Source organism: Staphylococcus sp. mip270_02 (assembly GCF_054031535.1).
In genome coordinates, this window is sequence record NZ_CM132934.1 from 2,594,208 (window position 1) to 2,616,160 (window position 21,953).

The following is a 21,953-nucleotide window of genomic DNA, read 5'->3' on the forward strand; positions in this document are numbered from 1 at the left end:
CTTATTTCTCCTCACCATTATTACCATTACGTAAAATTTCTGCGTTTAAACGATCGTTAAATTCTTCAGCTGTATTAATCCCCATAATGTTTAGCCTATAATTCATTGCTGCTACTTCAATGATTACTGCTACGTTACGGCCAGGTCTAACTGGTATAGTTTTCTTCGTAATCTCTGTATCTAAAATTCGTAATGTTTCTTCATTTAATCCTACACGATCGTATAATTTCTCTTTGTGCCAGTTTTCTAAATGAATATTCAAGCGCAATCGTTTTTCTGTTAAAATCGATCCAGCACCGAATAAAGTCATAACATTGATAATACCCAAACCTCTAATTTCTAGTAGATGTTCTATTAATTTGGGTGCTCTACCAATTAATTCATCTTTACTTATTTCTCTAATTTCAACGTTATCGTCTGCTACAAGTCTATGGCCTCTTTTAATTAATTCTAAGGCTGTTTCACTTTTACCAATACCAGAGTCACCAGTTATTAGTACACCTACACCATACACATCTACAAGTACACCGTGGAGTGACGTTGTCCTAGCTAGTTCATGTTCTAAAAACGTAGTCAATCGGCTCATTAACTGTGTAGTCGCAATTGTAGAAGTTATTAAAGGTGTTTCATGTTCTTTAGCAGCTTCAATCAATTCTTCTGGTGGTTCTAAGTCTCTCGTGACAATAATTGCCGGTGTTTCAGGTCGACATAATTTTCTCATGCGTCCTTTACGTTCTTCATCTGGCAATAAATTATAAAAAGATAATTCAGTAGTACCTAATAATTGAATACGGTCTGAAGCATAGTGAGAAAAATACCCCGCCATTTCCAATCCAGGTCTCGAAATATCAGTGTTTTTAATTTGCTTATTTAGCCCTTCTTCGCCTGCAATCATCTCAAGTTCGAAGCGTTCTACTAAACTTTTTGTAGTTAACATTGGTTCACCTCTATCAATATTTCTTCGACTTTTATAGTATAGTTATTATCATATCAAAAAGAATTGATAATCCATATTAAAAAGTGTAGAAGATTAATAATTAATTAATCTCTTTAATAACATCACTGCCTAATTATAAACGATATTTTCAATTTATAGTTCATTCATCCAACAATTATGTATTTTTTAAAGTAAAACAAAAAGAAAGACTCCTTATAAGTAACATTGTGTTATTTATAGGGAGTCTATTTTTATATTGTTTAATAAAGTTCGTTAGTCTATGGTGAATCGTGATTTTTATTTAACTGTATCGCGTGCTAATACCGGCTTTAAATATCGACCTGTATAACTTTCTTCAACTTCTGTAATTGCTTCAGGCGTACCAGTAGCAACAAGTGTGCCACCACCATCGCCGCCTTCAGGTCCTAAGTCTATGATATGGTCGGCCATTTTAATCACATCTAGATTATGTTCGATAATAACTACAGTGTCACCGTTTTCTACAAGTGTATTTAACACTTTTAACAAACGACTAATATCGTCAACATGTAAACCAGTAGTAGGCTCATCCAATATATAAATTGATCGACCTGTAGATCGTTTATGCAATTCTGAAGCAAGTTTTACACGTTGCGCTTCGCCACCGGATAAAGTAGTAGCAGGCTGACCTAAAGTTACATAACCTAAACCAACATCTACTAGCGTTTTCAATTTACGATGAATTTTAGGTACGTTTTCAAAGAACGTCGTAGCTTCTTCAGCCGTCATCGCTAATATATCAGCAATATTTTTTCCTTTATAGGTCACTTCTAATGTTTCGCGGTTATATCTAGTACCACCACAAACTTCACAAGGTACATACACATCAGGTAAGAAATGCATCTCTATTTTTATAATTCCGTCACCCTTACACGCTTCACAACGGCCGCCTTTAACGTTGAAACTGAAACGACCTTTCGTATAACCTCTAACTTTCGCTTCATTGGTCTGCGCAAAGATGTCTCGTATATTATCAAAAACCCCTGTATACGTAGCTGGATTAGATCTTGGTGTTCGACCAATTGGAGATTGATCAATATCAATAATACGATCTAATTGGTCTATACCTTGAATTTCATCGTAATCACCAGGCTTTATTTTAGATTTATTAATATGTTTTGCTAATGATTTGTAAAGTACTTCATTCACTAACGTACTTTTACCAGAACCAGAAACACCTGTGACAACAGTCATTGTTGAAAGTGGGAAATCAACATCTATGTCTTTCAAATTGTTACTTCTCGCACCTTTTACGCTAATTTTGCGATCTGTAATCTGCCTACGTGACTCTGGTACTTCAATACGTTTTTGACCACTTAAATATTGGCCCGTTAATGATTTCTTATTATTCATTACCTGTTTCGGTGTACCACTTGCAACGATTTCGCCACCATGTTCACCGGCTCCTGGACCAACATCAACTAAAAAGTCTGCTGCTCGCATTGTATCGTCATCATGTTCAACAACGATTAAGGTATTACCTAAATCACGCATTTCTTTTAACGTATTAATTAATCGATCGTTATCTCGTTGATGCAAACCAATAGAAGGCTCATCTAAGACATAAAGTACTCCTGAAAGTCTTGAACCAATCTGGGTTGCAAGGCGAATACGTTGTGCCTCTCCACCAGATAATGAACCAGAGGCACGATTTAATGTTAAATATTCTAGTCCAACATTATATAAGAATTCTAATCTTGAATTGATTTCTTTTAAGATTTGGTTAGCAATTTTTCTATCTTGTTCAGATAACTCTATATGTTCATAACTATGCAACGCTTCTTTAATGGATTGTTCAACGACATCGCCAATATTTTTTCCTGCAATGTAAACAGATAGTGCTTCGCGACTTAAACGTTTACCATGACAAGTTTCACATGGCAATTCAGTCATGTATTTACTCATCATTTCTCTTACCAATTCAGATGGAGAATCATGATATCTTCTATTTATATTATTGATTACACCTTCAAACTCCATTGTACGTTTGCGTGTTTGTCCATTACGCTGTGTAAATGTAAATTCAATCTCTTTGCCATTTGAACCATATAAGATGATATCTTTTTGCCGATCTGTAAGCTTTTTAAAAGGTTTATCCATATTTATTTTAAATACTTCACAAACACGATTTAATAATGTTGGATAATAATCAGAACTAGATGATTCCCAAGCAACAATAGCGCCTTCATTTAACGTTTTATTAGCATCAGGAACCACTAAATCTAAATCAACTGTAAGTTTTTGACCTAAGCCGTCACAGGTCGGGCAAGCACCAAATGGACTGTTAAAACTAAACATGCGTGGTTCTAACTCTCCAATTGAGAAACCACAAATTGGACAAGCATGATTTTCAGAGAATTTTAATTCTTCGCCATCAATGATATCAACAATTAGGCTACCTTCAGAAAGTTGCAATGCTGTTTCGATAGAGTCTGCCAAACGTGATTCAATACCCTCTTTAACAACTAAACGGTCGATGACTACTTCGATAGTGTGGTTTTTATTTTTATCTAATGCAGGTACTTCATTTACATCAGTTATTTCACCATCTACTCTTACGCGCACATAACCTTTTTTACTAATATCATCTATTAACTTCTCTTGGGCGCCTTTTCTATGTGTAATTACTGGCGCGAGGATTTGAATCTTAGTACGTTCCTCTAACTTCATGACTTGATCAACCATTTGTTGTACTGTTTGCGACTCTATTTCAATGCCATGATTAGGGCAAAATGGTTTCCCTATACGTGCATAGAGCAATCTAATATAATCGTAAATTTCAGTTACAGTCGCAACAGTAGATCTTGGATTTTTGCTCGTTGTTTTTTGATCTATTGAAATAGCTGGAGATAAGCCTTCTATCGTGTCTACATCTGGCTTATCCATTTGACCTAAAAATTGTCTCGCATATGCACTTAATGATTCCACATATCTACGCTGTCCTTCAGCATATATTGTATCAAATGCTAAAGATGATTTACCTGAACCTGAAAGTCCAGTCATAACTATAAGTTTATCTTTAGGTATTTCTATATCAACATCTTTTAAATTATGGGCACGTGCCCCTTTTACTACAATGGATGGTTGCTTCATTTGTGTCACCCTTCTGCTTTTAATTCAAATAACATATCCCTAAGCTCTGTAGCTTTTTCGAAATCTAAATCTTTCGCCGCTTTCTTCATTTCTTTTTCTATATTTGCAATTGTCTTTTCGCGCTCTTTTTTCGTCATTTTCTTAGGAACTTCCGTTTGTTGTTGATCATTAGTTTCATCGTTATCAACAGTAGCACTAATCACATCATGTATTTTCTTATTAATAGTCATAGGGGTAATGTTATATTTTTCATTATATGCTTCTTGGATTGTACGACGTCTTTCCGTTTCGTCCAACGCATAACGCATAGAATCAGTAATCTTATCCCCATACATAATAACTTCACCACGACTATTACGTGCAGCACGTCCAATCGTTTGAACAAGTGATCTTTGTGAACGCAAGAACCCTTCTTTATCTGCATCTAATATCACTACGAGAGATACTTCTGGTATATCAATACCCTCTCTTAATAAATTAATTCCGACTATGACATCATATGTGCCCATTCTCAAGTCGCGAATAATCTCAATTCGTTCTAGTGTTTTAATTTCTGAGTGTAAATAATTTACTTTTACTCCCGCTTCTTTCAAATAAGTAGTTAAATCTTCGCTCATTTTTTTAGTTAAAGTAGTTACTAGTACTCGTTCATTTCGATCAATGCGGTCTTGAATTTCTCCAATTAAATCATCAATTTGATTTTCAGTTGGTCGAACTTCAATCTTAGGATCCAATAAACCTGTCGGTCGGATAATTTGTTGTACCATCTCATCTGTATGTTCTAATTCGAATGAACCTGGTGTAGCAGATACATAAACTAATTGTTTAGTCTTTTCTTCAAATTCTTCAAATTTTAGTGGTCTATTATCTAAAGCGCTTGGCAAACGGAAACCATGATCTACTAATACTTGTTTACGAGCACGATCACCATTATACATCCCTCTAATTTGCGGTAATGTAACATGTGATTCATCAATCATCACTAACCAATCATCACCAAAATAATCTAGAAGCGTATAAGGTGTTGAACCTGTTGGTCGTAAAGTTAGATGAACGGAATAGTTTTCTATACCTGAACAAAAGCCCATTTCTCGCATCATCTCTAAGTCATAGTTTGTACGTTGTTCTAAACGTTGTGCTTCTAGCAATTTGTTTTCTGAACGTAATTCAGTCAAACGTGCTTCTAATTCATTTTCAATTCTTTGGATTGCTAATTTCATTTTTTCTTCACGCGTTACGAAGTGTGAGGCTGGGAATATCGCAAAATGATCTCGTTCTCTTAATACTTCTCCTGTCAAGTAGTTAACTTCACGAATACGGTCTATTTCATCACCAAAGAATTCTACTCTTATGCACATTTCTTCTCTTGAGGCTGGAAAGATTTCTACTACATCACCTCTAACGCGAAACGTACCACGTCTAAAATCAATATCATTTCTTGTATATTGCACGTCAACCAATTTTTTCAGTAATTCACTTCTGTCCATTTGCATGCCAACACGAACACTTACGACTAAATCACGATATTCTTCTGGATTACCCAAGCCATATATACAGCTGACACTAGCTATGATAATAACATCATCTCTTTCAAATAATGCGCTAGTTGCTGAATGTCGTAATTGATCTATTTCATCATTAATAGAAGCATCTTTTTCTATAAAAGTATCAGTCGATGGCACATAAGCTTCTGGTTGATAATAATCATAATAGCTGACAAAATATTCCACTCTATTTTCAGGGAAAAACTCTTTAAATTCGCTATATAACTGTCCTGCTAGTGTTTTATTATGTGCGATAATCAACGTAGGTTTACCCACTTGTTTAATAACGTTACTCATTGTAAAAGTTTTACCGGTTCCTGTAGCCCCAAGTAACGTTTGATGTCTTTTTCCTTCATTGACACCATTGACAATTTTTTTAATGGCTTCTGGTTGATCGCCTTGAGGCTCAAAATCAGAATGCAGTTTAAACGGATAATGTTCCATATTATAACCCCTACTTCCTATATCATTTCTAACGCTTAGAACCTATTTTAAATCTTTTTATTAGGCTATATACATTGTTTTTTGGCGTAATATTTTTCCGAAGGTGCTTATACTCGTTACATATTTTAACAGATTAACAAACACAAAAGCAAACATTTGTTCGTTTTAATTAATCTTGTTCTATATAAATAAAAAACAAACATAGTCACTCTACCATGTTTGCATAAATTTGCATTATAACCATGTTCTTAATTATCTTAAGTCATATAATTATAAAGCGCTTATTAAATTATAGCAATTAGGTTGCTCAATACTTACTTTTCAATCGTCTTCTTTTTTGTGCAATTCTAATTGATCAATAATGAGATATCCTGCCAACATAGACACTACATCTATAAAAATAATCCATTCACTATGGAAGAATCCTTTTTGTACAGAGGCACCTATAATAACTAATGTCAGGATTGTTCCTACCCATTTACTTCTCGTTAATACACTAAATAACACAACAAATATACAAGGAAAAAAGGCCGCAAGCGCATACCAAATCATTCAATTCACCCGTTCCTATTATTTAAAATAGCCATGGTTGTTTCTCGTAATTCAGATTTTGGAATGAACTTTTCCGTCAACATTTCAGGAATAATATTTTCTATAAAATCTTGAACTGAGCTAAGGTGATCAAATTGCATTATTGTCTCTAACGACATTTCATATATTTCAAAGAATAGTTGTTCTGGGTTACGTTTTTGAATTTCTCCAAATGTTTCATATAATAAATCTATTTTATCAGCTACTGAAAGTAATTGACCTTCTAACGAATCGTCCTTACCTTCTTGTAATCTTTCTCTATAGATATCTTGATATGGTTCTGGAATCTCTTCATTTATAAAATGATCTACCATTTCCTCTTCTACTTGTGAGAATAATTTCTTTAATTCTCCGCTAGCATACTTTACAGGCGTTTTAATATCTCCTGTGAATATTTCCGCGAAATCATGGTTTAATGCCTTTTCATATAAGCTTTTCCAATCCACTTCATTCCCATGATACTCTTCAACTGTACCTAAATATTGAGCAATTTTAGTCACCTTGAATGAGTGGGCAGCGACGTTATGCTCGAAATACTTAAATTTACCTGGCAATCTAATTAATTTTTCTAAATCAGATAAGCGTTTAAAATATTGATGTACTCCCATGACATCGCCTCCTAGTTTATTTAATGAATCATTATACTTGTTTTTATAATATCACTCAACAAATAAAATGTCTTACCAATATCCTTAAAAATAATTATTTATTTGTATTATAAACATACTACTTTAATTAATATAACGAGAGAGTGGAACAGCGAAATCATATTATTCTACAATGATTTCGTCGCCCCACTCCCATGAACATAGCTTTCAGTTTAGTTAGTCATTTCTTCTACGTTAATTTTATTAAATTAATATAGTTAATTTACAATTTCACTTATTATCTTATAAAACAAGATATCAACATATTTGTTCTAAATCAAACTAAAAACTCTAGTATTAATTAGTGAATATAATTGTATTGTCCTGTGTTGTGTACTGTTCTATAAGATTTTTGCCCTACTCCTTGCCAGTTCATTTCTGACACAAGAATTGATCCATCTGAATTTTTACGTTCCACTATACCTACATGACCATAATTGCCAGCGTTACTTTGGAAAATAGCTCCAACTTCTGGCGTGTGATTTACTTGATAGCCATTTTGACGAGCTGCTGAAGCCCAATTATTCGCATTTCCCCATAAATTACCAACAGATTTTCCTAATTGTTGACGTCTATCGAAAGCGTAATATGTACACTGTCCCCATGTGTAATAGTTATTGCCATTTGAAGTTTGTTGTACTGGTCTATAGTGTTCTTTAGATTCCACATTACTATCAACATGCATTTGTTGATTGTTTTCAGCTACGTCATGTGCGTTAACATTTGGCCATGTTTGTGGTGCAATAGATGTCACATTTGTTGATGTTGTAGTACGATTTGGCGTTGATTGTTCATTAATTACTTCATTGTAATTACCATTTGAGGTATTGCTTTGCCCTTCGATTTGCTCGTTAAACATTTGTTGTATTTGATTGTTTAAATGTGCTGAACCTTTTTCAGAAACTGCGATAAGTTGACCAGGATATATCATTTCTCCTAAATTTGGGTTCAACTGATTAAGTTGTTCAACTGTCAGTTGATATGCATCTGCGATACTTTGAATTGAATCCCCAACTTTTACTTCTACAATATCATTATCTGGAAGTACTAATCTTTCTCCTGCTTGAACATACTCTCTATCATTTATTTGATTTAAATTTTGAATTTCCGTAGTTGTTGTTGCAAATGCTTGAGCTATATCTGTTAATTTAGCATTTTCCTTCACTGTATGGATTTGGTCTGCTGATGCTATACCATTTATACCAAAAAACATTGCTGCCGTTGTTATAGAAAATGTTAAGCCTTTCTTCATTACATATTTCATCCTTTGCTATCTTAATTTTAATCAAGAATAATATAGCACATAACTCTTAGACATTTGTCTTTGTTATTATACTGTAATACAACAGTCAACTTTCAATTTTAACGAACTCTTTTATATCATTTAAAATACGTCCAATCCTTTGATAAAACTAAATTTAATTAAAGATCATCATTCTGCGAATAACAGACTATGTAACATTAAAAAATGCATTTTACATTCAATGATTAATATTTTAAAATCATTTAAAATATATAACCTTGTATTTATATTCTATCCAAAGTATAGTCCACCTCTTTATTCGTTGAAATTCACCTACCCATTATTTGCATTTAGTGTAAAACTTCAAAAATAAAGGGATGCGATAGCGCTCAACATTTTAAAATTGATTACTATCTCATCCCCACATATATATCAAACTTAGCTTGCTATTTTACATCATCTATTTTAGTATCATTCATACTTATTTTTCACTATGGTCCATCTGGCTACGTAAATATGCTTCTATAAATGAATTAATATCTCCATCCATTACCGCATCGACTTTGCCAGTTTCAGCATTAGTACGATGATCTTTGACCATGGCATACGGGTGGAATACATAAGATCTAATTTGACTCCCCCATCCTATGTCTTTTTGTTCTCCTCTAATTTCTGCCATTTCCTGTTCTTGTTCTTCAATTTTTAATTGATATAACTTAGATTTCAAAGTCTTCATGGCAGCTTCTCTGTTTTTAATTTGAGAACGTTCATTTTGGTTATTTACAACGATGCCAGTTGGATGGTGAGTGATTCGAATGGCCGATTCTGTTTTATTAATATGTTGTCCACCTGCACCCGATGCTCTAAAAGTATCAATTGTAATATCGTCTTGATTAACTTCAATTTCTATTTCGGTATTATTAAATTGTGGGATTACATCACATGATGCAAATGATGTATGTCTACGTCCAGAAGAATCAAATGGAGAAATTCGAACAAGACGGTGCACTCCCTTTTCAGCTTTCAAATAGCCATAAGCATTATGACCTTTTACGATTATCGTTACACTTTTAACTCCAGCTTCGTCTCCTGGTAAATAGTCAGCAATTTCTACCTTAAAGCCTTTTTGCTCACAGTAACGCTGGTACATTCTCAATAACATGTTAGTCCAATCTTGTGACTCAGTACCACCTGCACCTGGATGCAACTCCATAATGGCATCGTTCGCATCATATGGACCATCTAACAATAATTGTAATTCGAAGTTGTCTAACCGACTTTCAAACGTATGAACTTCTTGCTCCAATTCTTGCTTCATTGTGTCATCGTTTTCTTCTAATAATAATGCTCTTGTCGTATCCATGTCTTCCAGAGTTGATTCAAGTGATCTATAAGCATTCACAATTGATTTTAAAGCATTGTTCTTATCAATTATCTCTTGCGCTTTATCTTGGTCATCCCAAAAAGTAGGATCTGTCATCATCTCTTCGAATTCTTTAATATTAGTCTCTTTTTCTTCTAAGTCAAAGAGACCCCCTAAGTTGTTCTAATCTTTCTCTATAAGCATCAATATTTCGTTTAATTTCTGATAATTCCATTTTGCATCTCTCCTATTATCATTTAAATGAAGTACTTACACAACATACTTATTTATTTTATCCAATATCACTATTCTACAGAACTCAGGGTTAACATTTCAACTTTACCCATAATCTCCTCAATGTGACTTGTAATGTTATAAAACAAAAATAAAACCGGAAGTTAATGATACGGCTATCAATGCTCCCGGTTTAATTTATAATCACATGTGTTACGCACCGTGACAGTTTTTATATTTCTTACCGCTACCACAAGGGCAAGGGTCATTTCTACCAATATGTTCGTCTTTAACATATGGTGATGATTTAACTTTTTCTTTACCATCTTCTGCAGAAACGTGCTCAGCTTTACCAAAGTCTGTAGCTTTATCTCTTTCTACATCATCTTCGACTGAAACAACTGATTTAAGAATATATTTACTTACGTCCTCTTCAATGTTTTCCATCATTGTATCAAACAATTGATGACCTTCATTTTGATAATCACGCAACGGATTTTGTTGGCCATAAGAACGTAAATGTATACCTTGTCTAAGTTGATCCATTGTGTCAATATGGTCAGTCCAATGTGTATCAATAGAACGAAGTAGAATCATACGTTCAAATTCGTCAAATTGCGTACCAATCTTTTCTTTTTGATCTTTTAACGCTACTTCAACTTTATTCCAAACAATTTCAACTATGTCTTCTTTATCTTTCCCTTTAATGTCTGCAACTTTTAAGTCGCCTTCATTTAAAAATACATCATCGACATAATTAATGAACGGTTCATAATCAGGTTCGTCTGCTTCTTCATTCACATGATAGTGAACACTTCTTTCTAATGTTGAATGAAGCATTTGATTGACTAGATCACCACTTGTATCACTATCGATAATATTATTACGTTCATTATAAATGATTTCACGTTGCTTACGTAATACATCATCATATTCAAGAACACGTTTACGCGCATCGAAGTTATTACCCTCAACACGTTTTTGTGCAGATTCCACTGCACGTGAAACCATTTTAGACTCAATTGGTGTAGAGTCATCCATACCTAAACGATTCATCATATTTTGTAAACGCTCTGAGCCGAAACGTACCATCAATTCATCTTGAAGCGATAAATAGAAGCGGCTATCACCTTTGTCTCCTTGACGACCAGAACGACCACGTAATTGGTCATCGATACGACGAGATTCATGTCTTTCCGTACCAATAACTGCGAGTCCGCCTATTTCTTCAACGCCTTCGCCCAGTTTGATATCTGTACCACGACCCGCCATATTCGTAGCAATCGTAACAGCGCCACGTTGACCGGCATTGGCAACAATATCTGCCTCACGTTCGTGATTTTTAGCATTTAATACGTCATGACGTACGCCATTTTTCTTCAACAAGTTAGAAATATATTCACTGGTTTCCACTGCAACGGTACCTAAAAGTACAGGCTGACCTTGCTTATGTTTTTCAATTACATCTGCAACCACTGCATCGAACTTACCTTTTTGGCTAATATATATCAAATCAGGTTTATCTATACGTTGTATCGGTTTATTCGTAGGAATTTGAGTTACAGTCATGTTGTATATATTTCTAAACTCTTCTTCTTCTGTTTTTGCAGTACCCGTCATACCTGATAATTTATTATACATTCTGAAATAGTTTTGGAATGTAATGGATGCCATTGTCTTAGATTCATTTTGAATTTTAACGCCTTCTTTGGCTTCAATAGCTTGGTGTAACCCTTCAGAGAATCGACGGCCTGGCATTGTACGACCTGTGAATTGATCGACAATAAGCACTTCGCCGTCATTGACCATGTAGTCTACATCTCGTTGTAGTGTTACATGAGCTCGTAATGCAGTATTAATATGGCTAATAATATCAACGTTCTTCACATCATATAGGTTATCAATTTTAAACATACGTTCTGCTTTATCGATACCTTGTTCTGTTAATTGTACTGCTTTTGTTTTCTCATCGAAATTATAGTCATCTTCAGTTTTTAGCATTTTTGCAAAAACATTTGCTTGTGTATAAAGGGAAGTAGATTTCTCTGCTTCACCCGAAATTATTAATGGTGTACGTGCTTCATCGATTAAAATAGAGTCAACTTCATCAATAATAGCAAAGTTTAATGGTCTCATAACTCGCTCTTCTGCATAGTTCACCATGTTATCACGCAAGTAGTCAAAACCTAGCTCATTATTTGTACAATACGTAATATCACATGCATAAGCTTCTCTTTTTTCATTTGTTGTTTTACTGTTTAAATTTAAACCAACAGATAGGCCAAGAAACTCGTATAACTCAGCCATTTCCTGGCTTTGAACACTAGATAAGTATTCATTGACCGTAATAACGTGTACGCCACGTCCTGTTAAAGCATTTAGATAAACTGGCATCGTTGCTGTTAATGTTTTACCTTCACCAGTTCTCATTTCTGAAATATCGCCACCATGAATTGCGATACCGCCCATAACTTGTACTTTATAAGGACTCATATTGAATACACGTTTTGCCCCTTCTCGTACGATTGCAAAAGCTTCTGGTAAAATATCATCTAATATTTTATTTTGTTTTTTTATATCTTCTTCAGCTTGTAATTGTTCTTGAAATGCTTTTGTTTTCCCTTTAATTTCTTCATCAGTTAATATCGACATATCCTCTTCTAATGCAAGAACTTTGTCGGCTAATTTACCAAGGCGTTTTATTTCTTTTTTATTGCCATCTGCAATTTTTGATAAAAAACCCATTTTGTTCGCTCCTTTAGCTTAATAACTCTTAGCTTACAACAACTTATATTATCATTAATAAGCCTAAATTTACACTTATTGATTTCAATATATTTATTAATTCTGATACCAAACATAAACTTTAGTTATTTTTTAATTCGTCTTTGAAACCTTCTTCACTAAAAATATACACAAATACATGTACAACTTTCAAATTATTTTATAGTAACATAGCAAAAAATGAGCGTCCACGATTTAACATAATCATGAACGCTACTGTTATCTAATATGAAACTAAATCAAAATGTTATTCAGTTGTTTCAATCAATCCATATTTGCCATCTTTTCTTTTATAAACAATGCTTGTTCCATCTGTTTCTCGATCTGTAAAAATGAAGAAATCATGCCCTAATAAATCCATTTGCAATACTGCTTCCTCTGAATCCATAGGTTTCAAGCTGAAATTTTTAGCACGAATGATTTCGATTTCATTTTCAGACTCGTCATTTTGAATTTCTACTGCTTCATTTTCTTCTGGTAGTGATGCAAATGCTTCTTGCTCACCACGATTTCTATTTCTACGATTTACACGTGTTTTGTACTTTCTAACTTGTCTTTCAAGTTTACTATTAATTAGGTCAACGCCTGCATACAAATCATCGTTACGTTCTTCAGCTCGTAATGTAACGTTTTTCAATGGAATAGTTACTTCTATTTTAGTAGCTGAGTTATGGTATGTTTTTACTTTAACGTGTGCAGTTGCATTTGGCACATCGTTAAAATAACGTTCAAGTTTACCAATTTTCTCCTCAATATAGTTGCGAATCGCATCAGTAATAGTGAGGTTCTCCCCGTGAATTTCAAATCTGATCATAATAATCGACTCCTTTAAAACCTCTATATTGGTAATATTGCTTACTCTTATAATACCACTTTTATGTTATCGTGCAAACGTAAACACATCGAATTTTCTGATTTTTCTAATAAGTAGTATTGATGATGCATTGTGAACCGTTAATCCTGTAGTATATATATCATCTACAAGTAATATATTTTTGTTTTTCAAGTCTATATTTTGTACAACTTCAAATGGGTTAGTAAGCTCAAAACGATGTAATTTACCTAATGATGATTGTTTCGGTCTCGCTTTTGCTATCAATAAAGATTTGTACGATGCGCCCATCTGGTCTAAGACACACGTCACAGGATTAAACGTACGCGCTTGGTCTTTTTCTCTCGATGAAGGTATAGGTACGATATAATCATATTGGGTTTTAGGCAGTTGCATTTGTGCTGCTAACACTTCAGCAAGTGCCACATCTTTCATAAATTTATATTGATGTATTAATTGTTTTACCATACCTTGATATTGGTAATTACAATAAAGTTGATGCATCAGTTTAAATTTTGACATCAAAAATTTACAGTCTAAGCAAGCTGTTTCAGTTATTGCTAATAGTTTCAAACATCGCGGGCACCGGTTTTCTGATGAAAGTTTAGCCTTTTGCCACTGTTCTAAACAACTATCACAGAATTTTGACGCTTTTTTATAAAATGTCTTAGCATTAAACGGTTCAATATATGTTTTTTGGCACTGTATACATTTAGTCATCTATCCACCCTTTTTCACGGGCCAATTGATTCATACGCTTAATGTTTTTACGTGCCTGTAACATTTTAAATGTGATACCTTCATGTAAAAACAAAACAAGCCCACTTGGGTTTTCTCTCTTGCGTCCAACTCTCCCTGCTATTTGAATTAATGCATTGGTTGAAAAATTATGGCTATTGCAGACTATGACGTCTAAATTAGCCATCGTAAAACCACGTTCTAAGATTGTTGTCGTAAAAACAATTTGATACTTTCCATCTCTTAAGGACTTCACTTTTTCACAGCGATAAACATCATCACTGTGAACATAAGTTATTCTCTTGAATAGATTTTTGTATTGGTTATAAGCTTCCTTCATTAATTTAATATTGTTAAAAAATACAAGCGTATAGCGTTGATTAGTAATTTGCTTTCTTAAAATTTTTAATAGTTTTCTTTGTATTTTGTGAGGCTTTAAGTTGAAGTATTTAAAATGAGGTATCGGAAGTGAGTGTCTATGAAAACGTGCAGGTAAGACAACCACATCGCTATAATTGAATCGTTGGAGTAATTTTTTCGATGGCGTAGCAGTCATATAAATGTGGGAACAATGTTTATTTGAAGCGTGTTTAACGGCTTCAAATAAAGAGGAGTCTATGTCTAAAGGAAAAGCATCTACTTCATCAACAATAATTAAATTAAAATGCTTTTTGAAGCGATACAACTGATGTATCGTTGCTACAATGAAATGCCCATTATATTTTTGTGCATGTCCTTGATATAAAACATCAATATTTTCTTGTTGAAAGGCTTCTGCAATTCTCATGCTCACCTCAATAACTACATCCACTCTAGGAGAAACAATAGCAACATTATATCCTTGGCTACGTGCATATTGAATAGCTTCAAATATCATCTCCGTCTTTCCTGCACCTGTCACTGCATATAATAACTTTGAGCGAAATGCCTTTGTAGCTGCTAAAATTTCATTTGATGCATAGCTTTGTTGTTCCGAAAGATTAAATTGCAATTGATATGTGCCCAACGAAACCTGATTATGTGATGCTGTGATGAAAACAGATTGAATATTATCCATTCTTCCCAAATTAATACAATTTCTACAATAAATAATATACTTTTTTAAAATTTCTGAATAGTACTTATAGTAATGTCTTGGTTGATTAGTGTGACATTGTATGCAATACCACTTATTATTTTTTATAATTATACCTTTTGATACATGACTTATTATTTCATTTGTTAAAAGTGATTTATCTATAATTAATCTACCATAGTATTTTATCGCTCTTCACCTCCAAATAAAGACATGTGGCAACAAAGCCAAACATGTCTTTAGTGTGCAAATATTATTTTGTACGAATAGTACGTCCTACATAACCTAATCCAATTCCACCTGAGCCTAGATGAGCTGCGATTACAGGTCCAAAACTTGAACGATAGATTGGATATTGCGCATATTTTTCTTCTAACTCGCGTTGAATCCAATCTGAGTCTTCCGCAATGTCGCCCTCGATAACAAATAATGTTACTTCTTCAAAATCTTTTACTTCTGCAATAACTTTATCAATCATTTTACGCAATGCGCGCTTTTTTGTTCTTACTTTCTCGTCAGGTACTATTTTACCATCATCAAATTTCAATACTGGCTTCATTTTAAGCATTGTACCAATCCATGCTTGTGCGCCTGTGATGCGTCCACTTTTTTGTAGATTTTTTAAGTCATCTACCATTAATACTGCACCAGTATCTTCTCGCATTGCATATAGCTCATCAATGATTGCTTGTGGTTCATATTCTTGTTCAATCATTTCAATAGCCTTGAGCACATATGCACCTTCAACCATTGCAGCTAATTTTGAATCAAATGTGTAAACATTGATGTCTTCTACCATTTCGCCAGCTTGAGTAGCTGTTTGATAACAACCACTAATACCTCCAGATAAGAATACACAAATAACATCTGTATATCCTTCTTCACGTAATTGTTCGAAATTCTCTAAAAAATCTCCAATCGCGGGTTGGCTAGTTGTTGGAATAGTATCCGATGTTTTCATGCGTTTATAAAATTCATCCGTTGATATTGTTGCATTCTCAACAAAATTTTCTCCAGAATCAAAAGTGACACTTAATGGGGCTACTTTTATATTATATTTTTCAATTAATGTTTGAGATAGATAACTCGTTGAATCTGTCAAGACAGCGATTTTCATCATAATCCTCCTCAATTATACTCACAACTATAATACCTTACTTTTGCTTAAAAGAAAATTTATTTTAACATTTAATCTATAATTAAATACAGTGTATAATATTAGTTAATAACTGCTTCACTGTAAATAACTAAACGTATAATACATACTCGAGGTGACCATAATGGATAACACAATCAAAACGATTAAACAAGAACATACGATTGAAAATATAATCAGTAAATCGCGTTTTATAGCGCATATTAAACCTGTTGAAACAGAAGATGAAGCAAAAGATTTTATTTCAGCTATCAAAGCAGAACATAAAGAAGCTAACCATAACTGTTCGGCGTACACAATTGGTGATCAAATGAATGTTCAAAAAGCAAACGATGACGGTGAACCAAGTGGTACAGCGGGCGTGCCAATGTTAGAAATTCTTAAAAAGCTTGAGATTCATAATGCATGTGTGGTGGTTACACGTTACTTCGGTGGAATTAAACTAGGCGGTGGTGGCTTAATCCGCGCTTATAGTGGCGCTGTGAGAGATGTCATATTTGATATCGGACGTGTCGCATTACGCCCTGCTATACCTACTACTGTAACTATAGGCTATGATTTAACTGGTAAATTTGAATACGAGTTAGAAAGTACGCCTTTCTTATTGCGAGAGCAAACCTACACAGACAAAGTAAGTTATAGCATTGATGTTGTAGCTTCCGATTACGATAACTTTCTAACATTTTTAAATCGCACTACCTCAGGTAATTATAATTTAATTGAGGGTGAAACAGTTCGTCTTCCTTTCGATATACCTACAAATTAACGTTTTGTGATGTTAAATTAACTTTCATTTAATATATTACCTTACATTTTAAACACAAAAAATACACCTCCTATAATATGGAGGTGCATCTCTATAACTATGATTAATATTTTATAATATTATTTGTGATAATCGTCATGCTGTTCTTTATTTTCAATCAATTTTAATAATGGTCGATAATCATCATCAATCAGTCCTGTAAATTCGACGATAAGCTCTATTGTGATTAAAATCAAAATAAACATCATGAGTACGCCCCACGGTTGAGATAGATATAATATTATACTAGCAAGACTAAACAGTAATGCTATAGAATATATTAATAATACAGTTTGACGATGTGAATAGCCAAGTTCTAAAAATTTATGATGGAGATGCGATTTATCAGCTTGCATAATATGCTGACCTTTCTTCACACGACGAATCATGGCAAACAGTGTATCAATAAATGGTACAGCTAAAATTACAATCGGGAAGAATAAAGATACAAAGGTAATATTTTTAAATCCGAGCAGTGATAAGAAACCTACGATAAAACCGACTAGCAAAGCACCACTATCGCCTAAAAAGATTTTTGCTGGGTGGAAATTAAAGAATAAGAATCCCAGAAGCGCTCCAATCAAAACACTGCAAATCATCATAATAAATATATTTGCTTGTAAGATAGCGATAAAACCTATCGTCATTAATGCAATCATCGAAACACCGGATGCTAAACCGTCTAGTCCGTCAATTAAATTAATTGCATTGGTAATTGCCACAATCCAAATAACTGTAATTGGTATACCTAGAATACCAAAATGAATCGTGAGCCCAATAGGTAAAGAAATAAAATCAATAGTCACACCATAATAAACAACAACAAGTGCTGCAATTACTTGACCAAATAATTTAATTATTGGTTTCAAATCATAAATATCATCTATGAGTCCAACCAAGTAGATTAACACTGACCCAATAACCAGAGGTTTAACTTCCGTTTCTATAGGATGTCCAAGCCATATCCCTACTAAGAATGATATGAGTATAACAGTTCCACCAAGTACGGATATAGGTTTAGTATGTACCTTTCTAAAATTCGGTTGATCTACAATCCCTAATTTATGTGAAACCTTTATGACTATTGGTGTAAGTATCAAACTGACAATCATTGAAAAAATGATTAATAATAATGTATACATCAGTTCACCTTCATTAATGTAATTCTGTTTTATTTTTAATTTCAAAATCCTAAGTTGAAAATAATTATTTAAAATTAATTGTAAGCTAATCATCATCTAATTTATCGAATCATGCAAATTTGAAAATTAATTGCAGTCGTTATATAGTCTGATATGTTACATAATTCTATAATACCCTATACGCTTTTACTTATACAACTTGAAATGCGATAATTGATAAGTCTCAGGATTATTTCTTAAATATTTAAATTTCAGAGTGAATCATTGTATATTCACTCAAAAAATTATTCTAACATGAATATTAAGTGAATGTTATAAATTTCTATTTTCATAAAGATGACAAATTGTAAGTTTTCACTTACAATAACAAAGTGCTAACCAAAGAGGAGTGTAAAGTTAAATGTTTGAAGCTATTATTTACAATATTTCTGTTACAGTAGCAGGTATCTATTTATTTCACCGCTTACAGTATTCAGAGAATAAGAACATGGTGTTTTCTAAAGAATATGTTACAGTTTTAATGACCATAGTAGCACTTTTACTATCTGCTTATCCCGTGCCATTATTTAACCAATACACACTTTACTTAACCTTCATACCTATACTCTTCCTAGGTAGATATACGAACATGTTTTACACTGTGCTTTCAGCATTAATCGTAGGGTTAGTAAATGTTTTAATTGGTGATTATACTATCATTGCCGCTATGATACTTATCGTTATCGCTGTGATTGTTGGTGCTGTTGGTCCATTTTTAAAACAAAATGATATTATTTCACTACAAATTCTTAACGCGATTACACTTGTTATTTTCTTTATTTTATCACTCATAAGCCCATATTACGAAATTACAGAGGTATTGTTCTTAATACCTATATCATTTATATTAATGATTACTTCGTCAATTACATTTGTTGATATTTGGTATTTTTTCTCTTTAGTAAATCGTTATGAAAATGAAGAGAAATTTGATTATTTAACAGGTTTAGGTAACGTTAAAGAATTCGATAGACACCTTAATGAAACGACAAGCATTGCTGAAAAAAATAACCAAAGTATCGGGCTGTTACTTATCGATATCGATGGATTTAAAGATGTAAATGATAAATTTTCACATCAATCTGGTGATGCAGTACTAAGACAAGTTGCTCAACTTCTCAAAAACTATGTACCACAAGAATTTAGTATTTATCGTAATGGCGGCGAGGAGTTCTCGATCGTTTTATACGATTACACATTAGACCAATGTGTTAAATTAAGTGAGAGTATACGTGGGGGCGTAGAACAATCAACTTTCCATCTACCTAATAAAGAGGTTATTAAATTATCTGTTTCAATAGGTGTGGGTTATTTAACTGCTGATGATTACAAGTCACAACGTAAAGTATTTAAAATAGCAGATGATATGTTGCATATGGCTAAGAATGAAGGCCGTAATCAAGTGATGTTTAATCCTATTGTTAAACTTTAAAACATATCCATGTTTAATTGTGTCTATATAAGCTCAGTTCATATAACTTACGTTAAGCATAATTTATTAGATGTTCCAGTTTAAACTAATTCCCTGGCGCCTCACAACATGACTTATATCAATAAAAAGACAAACACTCAGCAGAGGGTGTTTGTCTTTTTATCGATATGTAAATCCCTATCAAATCTTATCACTACTTAAAATGAACTACACCTCAATTTTGGACAAATATTTTGAATCAAACTATCAATTACTTAATTCATAAAAAACTTTAAGCTTTTTTATATTTAGAATTCATCAAATTATTATGACAAACAGTGTTAATGTAATGCGGTAATTTCTAACCTTAAAATCTTTATCTAAAACTTTCATTTCTATAAACCGTTATAGTTATACAATTGAGTTTGTTACAATATATAATGGAATATTAAAAAATTATGACGGCGTATGAATTGCTATTGAAAGTTTCAATTGTACACTGTAAACTTTCAATTGTTCTAAAAACTTTTCAGGAGGTGCAAAGCTATGTCAGATTCAATTACGATTATTGATGAGGATAAAGTCATTGATGTCGTGCTTATTGCAGGAAGAATTTTACTTGAAAGCGGCGCTGAAACATACCGTGTTGAAGACACGATGACACGTATAGCTGCGAGTTTTGGTTTAGATGATACATATAGCTTTGTGACATCTACTGCAATCATTTTTTCATTAAATAACCGTACTAATACACGACTTATCAGAATTCGCGAACGTACAACAGATTTAGAAAAAATTGCTTTGACTAATAGTCTTTCACGAAAAATTTCTAATAATGAACTGAATATAGATCAAGCAAAATCTGAACTGATACATTTGCATCACGCTTCTTTACAATATTCATCCCTAACTAATTTCTTGGCCGCACCGATTGCATGTGGTTTTTTCCTATTTATGTTTGGTGGAATCATCCAAGACTTTATTTTCGCTATCCTCGCTGGAGCGGGCGCTTTTTTAACCTTTAATTATGTACAACGTTACATACAGATTAAATTCTTTTCTGAGTTTATTAGTGCAGCAGTGGTTATTATGATAGCCTCTGCTTTCACAAAAATAGGCTGGTCACATAATCAAGATATCATAACCATTGCTGGTGTTATGCCTCTTGTACCAGGCATTTTGATTACTAACGCCATACGTGATTTGATGGCTGGTGAATTACTTGCTGGTATGTCACGTGGTGTTGAAGCGGCATTAACTTCATTTGCAATTGGAGCTGGTGTTGCCATAGTATTATTAATATTTTAAAAAGGAGTGCTAACATTATGGCCATTGTCTATTACTTTTCACAATTTATAATTAGCTTTCTTGCAACAATGCTATTTTCAATTCTGTTCAATGCACCAAGACGCCTCCTTTTAGCTTGTGGTTTTGTAGGCGCAATGGGCTGGATCATCTATAAGTTGACGTTTGATGCTGACTTAGGTAAAGTCCTAGCCTCTTTTTTAGGTAGTTTTATCTTAGCTTTAATGAGCCACGTCATGAGTAGACGTTACAAGCGACCAGTAATTATCTTCATTGTACCTGGTATTATTCCACTTGTACCAGGTGGCTTAGCATATGAAGCTACACGATTTTTAGTAAGTAATGAATACACACACGCCGTTAATACATTTTTAGAAGTAACTCTAATTTCAGGTGCAATTGCTTTTGGTATTTTATGTGCAGAGATTATTTATTATATCTATACACGGATAAAACAACATTATGGTAAAATGAATGGCAAAACTTATAAAAAATCTTACAATATGAACAATAGAGCTTAAAGGGGTGTTT

The 21,953-nt window shown here is 33.3% G+C and carries 17 protein-coding genes; 4 read left to right on the forward strand and 13 right to left on the reverse strand.

All coding sequences use genetic code 11. The features are described from left to right. Window position 1 precedes the first annotated feature (1 nt). From hprK to fakB1, 12 genes are all read right to left on the reverse strand, one after another. Entirely contained in the window at window positions 2-937 is a 936-nt protein-coding gene (gene hprK / locus ACW5YJ_RS12470) for an HPr(Ser) kinase/phosphatase (RefSeq protein WP_017722495.1), read from the reverse strand. Window positions 938-1,234: 297 nt separating this feature from the next. Then, the gene (uvrA, locus tag ACW5YJ_RS12475) at window positions 1,235-4,069 is read right to left on the reverse strand and encodes an excinuclease ABC subunit UvrA (protein ID WP_135092164.1); all 2,835 of its coding nucleotides are present in this window, start codon (window positions 4,067-4,069) and stop codon (window positions 1,235-1,237) included. A gap of 5 nt (window positions 4,070-4,074) precedes the next feature. Next, on the reverse strand, window positions 4,075-6,057 hold the full coding sequence (gene uvrB, locus ACW5YJ_RS12480; protein ID WP_457338259.1) for an excinuclease ABC subunit UvrB: 1,983 nt from the start codon (window positions 6,055-6,057) through the stop codon (window positions 4,075-4,077). A gap of 321 nt (window positions 6,058-6,378) precedes the next feature. After that, window positions 6,379-6,609 (reverse strand): CsbA family protein, encoded by a 231-nt coding sequence (locus ACW5YJ_RS12485; protein WP_017722498.1) that lies wholly within the window; start codon window positions 6,607-6,609, stop codon window positions 6,379-6,381. Between the two features lie 5 nt (window positions 6,610-6,614). Further along, window positions 6,615-7,256, reverse strand: a complete 642-nt coding sequence (locus ACW5YJ_RS12490) for a YfbR-like 5'-deoxynucleotidase (RefSeq protein ID WP_017722499.1) — start codon at window positions 7,254-7,256, stop codon at window positions 6,615-6,617. 340 nt (window positions 7,257-7,596) lie between these two features. Next, window positions 7,597-8,547 carry a CHAP domain-containing protein gene (locus tag ACW5YJ_RS12495; protein ID WP_171915666.1) on the reverse strand — a complete coding sequence of 317 codons (951 nt, stop codon included), beginning with the start codon at window positions 8,545-8,547 and terminating at the stop codon, window positions 7,597-7,599. A gap of 472 nt (window positions 8,548-9,019) precedes the next feature. Beyond that, window positions 9,020-10,136, reverse strand: a protein-coding gene (prfB, locus tag ACW5YJ_RS12500) for a peptide chain release factor 2 (protein ID WP_107551305.1) whose coding sequence is annotated in 2 segments (ribosomal slippage) — window positions 9,020-10,063 and window positions 10,065-10,136 — 1,116 coding nt in all. Because the reading frame shifts where the segments join, the coding sequence is not laid out codon by codon here. A gap of 212 nt (window positions 10,137-10,348) precedes the next feature. After that, window positions 10,349-12,880, reverse strand: a complete 2,532-nt coding sequence (gene secA / locus ACW5YJ_RS12505; RefSeq protein ID WP_107551306.1) for a preprotein translocase subunit SecA — start codon at window positions 12,878-12,880, stop codon at window positions 10,349-10,351. A 286-nt stretch (window positions 12,881-13,166) separates the two neighbouring features. After that, entirely contained in the window at window positions 13,167-13,733 is a 567-nt protein-coding gene (gene hpf, locus ACW5YJ_RS12510) for a ribosome hibernation-promoting factor, HPF/YfiA family (RefSeq protein WP_017722503.1), read from the reverse strand. Between the two features lie 66 nt (window positions 13,734-13,799). Further along, window positions 13,800-14,471 carry a ComF family protein gene (locus tag ACW5YJ_RS12515; protein ID WP_457338260.1) on the reverse strand — a complete coding sequence of 224 codons (672 nt, stop codon included), beginning with the start codon at window positions 14,469-14,471 and terminating at the stop codon, window positions 13,800-13,802. Next, window positions 14,464-15,546, reverse strand: a complete 1,083-nt coding sequence (locus ACW5YJ_RS12520; protein ID WP_457338261.1) for a DEAD/DEAH box helicase family protein — start codon at window positions 15,544-15,546, stop codon at window positions 14,464-14,466. The genes ACW5YJ_RS12515 and ACW5YJ_RS12520 overlap by 8 nt, the downstream gene beginning before the upstream one ends. Before the next feature lie 271 nt (window positions 15,547-15,817). Continuing rightward, window positions 15,818-16,681, reverse strand: coding sequence for a fatty acid kinase binding subunit FakB1 (gene fakB1, locus ACW5YJ_RS12525; RefSeq protein ID WP_017722506.1), 864 nt, complete (start codon window positions 16,679-16,681; stop codon window positions 15,818-15,820). Between the two features lie 163 nt (window positions 16,682-16,844). Here fakB1 and ACW5YJ_RS12530 point away from each other — a divergent pair, with 163 nt between their 5' ends. Beyond that, window positions 16,845-17,486, forward strand: coding sequence for a YigZ family protein (locus ACW5YJ_RS12530; protein WP_119603779.1), 642 nt, complete (start codon window positions 16,845-16,847; stop codon window positions 17,484-17,486). A gap of 119 nt (window positions 17,487-17,605) precedes the next feature. On the opposite strand, the gene ACW5YJ_RS12535 is transcribed toward ACW5YJ_RS12530, so the two are convergent. Next, the gene (locus ACW5YJ_RS12535; RefSeq protein ID WP_017722508.1) at window positions 17,606-18,667 is read right to left on the reverse strand and encodes a glycosyltransferase family 4 protein; all 1,062 of its coding nucleotides are present in this window, start codon (window positions 18,665-18,667) and stop codon (window positions 17,606-17,608) included. 400 nt (window positions 18,668-19,067) lie between these two features. Between ACW5YJ_RS12535 and gdpS the strand changes: the two genes are divergently transcribed. The 3 genes from gdpS (at window position 19,068) to ACW5YJ_RS12550 (ending at window position 21,943) form a co-directional block, all read left to right on the forward strand. Beyond that, the gene (gene gdpS / locus ACW5YJ_RS12540) at window positions 19,068-20,138 is read left to right on the forward strand and encodes a GGDEF domain-containing protein GdpS (RefSeq protein WP_017722509.1); all 1,071 of its coding nucleotides are present in this window, start codon (window positions 19,068-19,070) and stop codon (window positions 20,136-20,138) included. 525 nt (window positions 20,139-20,663) lie between these two features. Beyond that, window positions 20,664-21,425: a threonine/serine exporter family protein gene (locus tag ACW5YJ_RS12545; RefSeq protein WP_017722510.1), complete on the forward strand. Its 762-nt coding sequence runs from the start codon at window positions 20,664-20,666 to the stop codon at window positions 21,423-21,425. A 17-nt stretch (window positions 21,426-21,442) separates the two neighbouring features. After that, the gene (locus tag ACW5YJ_RS12550) at window positions 21,443-21,943 is read left to right on the forward strand and encodes a threonine/serine exporter family protein (RefSeq protein ID WP_017722511.1); all 501 of its coding nucleotides are present in this window, start codon (window positions 21,443-21,445) and stop codon (window positions 21,941-21,943) included. Window positions 21,944-21,953 lie beyond the last annotated feature (10 nt).

Bases quoted from the DNA above. Each gene is read 5' to 3' on its own strand.
- hprK (WP_017722495.1), bottom strand. From the start codon at position 937: ATGTTAACTACAAAAAGTTTAGTAGAACGCTTCGAACTTGAGATGATT.
- uvrA (WP_135092164.1), bottom strand. From the start codon at position 4,069: ATGAAGCAACCATCCATTGTAGTAAAAGGGGCACGTGCCCATAATTTA.
- uvrB (WP_457338259.1), bottom strand. From the start codon at position 6,057: ATGGAACATTATCCGTTTAAACTGCATTCTGATTTTGAGCCTCAAGGC.
- ACW5YJ_RS12485 (WP_017722498.1), bottom strand. From the start codon at position 6,609: ATGATTTGGTATGCGCTTGCGGCCTTTTTTCCTTGTATATTTGTTGTG.
- ACW5YJ_RS12490 (WP_017722499.1), bottom strand. From the start codon at position 7,256: ATGGGAGTACATCAATATTTTAAACGCTTATCTGATTTAGAAAAATTA.
- ACW5YJ_RS12495 (WP_171915666.1), bottom strand. From the start codon at position 8,547: ATGAAGAAAGGCTTAACATTTTCTATAACAACGGCAGCAATGTTTTTT.
- secA (WP_107551306.1), bottom strand. From the start codon at position 12,880: ATGGGTTTTTTATCAAAAATTGCAGATGGCAATAAAAAAGAAATAAAA.
- hpf (WP_017722503.1), bottom strand. From the start codon at position 13,733: ATGATCAGATTTGAAATTCACGGGGAGAACCTCACTATTACTGATGCG.
- ACW5YJ_RS12515 (WP_457338260.1), bottom strand. From the start codon at position 14,471: ATGACTAAATGTATACAGTGCCAAAAAACATATATTGAACCGTTTAAT.
- ACW5YJ_RS12520 (WP_457338261.1), bottom strand. From the start codon at position 15,546: ATGGATAATATTCAATCTGTTTTCATCACAGCATCACATAATCAGGTT.
- fakB1 (WP_017722506.1), bottom strand. From the start codon at position 16,681: ATGAAAATCGCTGTCTTGACAGATTCAACGAGTTATCTATCTCAAACA.
- ACW5YJ_RS12530 (WP_119603779.1), top strand. From the start codon at position 16,845: ATGGATAACACAATCAAAACGATTAAACAAGAACATACGATTGAAAAT.
- ACW5YJ_RS12535 (WP_017722508.1), bottom strand. From the start codon at position 18,667: ATGTATACATTATTATTAATCATTTTTTCAATGATTGTCAGTTTGATA.
- gdpS (WP_017722509.1), top strand. From the start codon at position 19,068: ATGTTTGAAGCTATTATTTACAATATTTCTGTTACAGTAGCAGGTATC.
- ACW5YJ_RS12545 (WP_017722510.1), top strand. From the start codon at position 20,664: ATGTCAGATTCAATTACGATTATTGATGAGGATAAAGTCATTGATGTC.
- ACW5YJ_RS12550 (WP_017722511.1), top strand. From the start codon at position 21,443: ATGGCCATTGTCTATTACTTTTCACAATTTATAATTAGCTTTCTTGCA.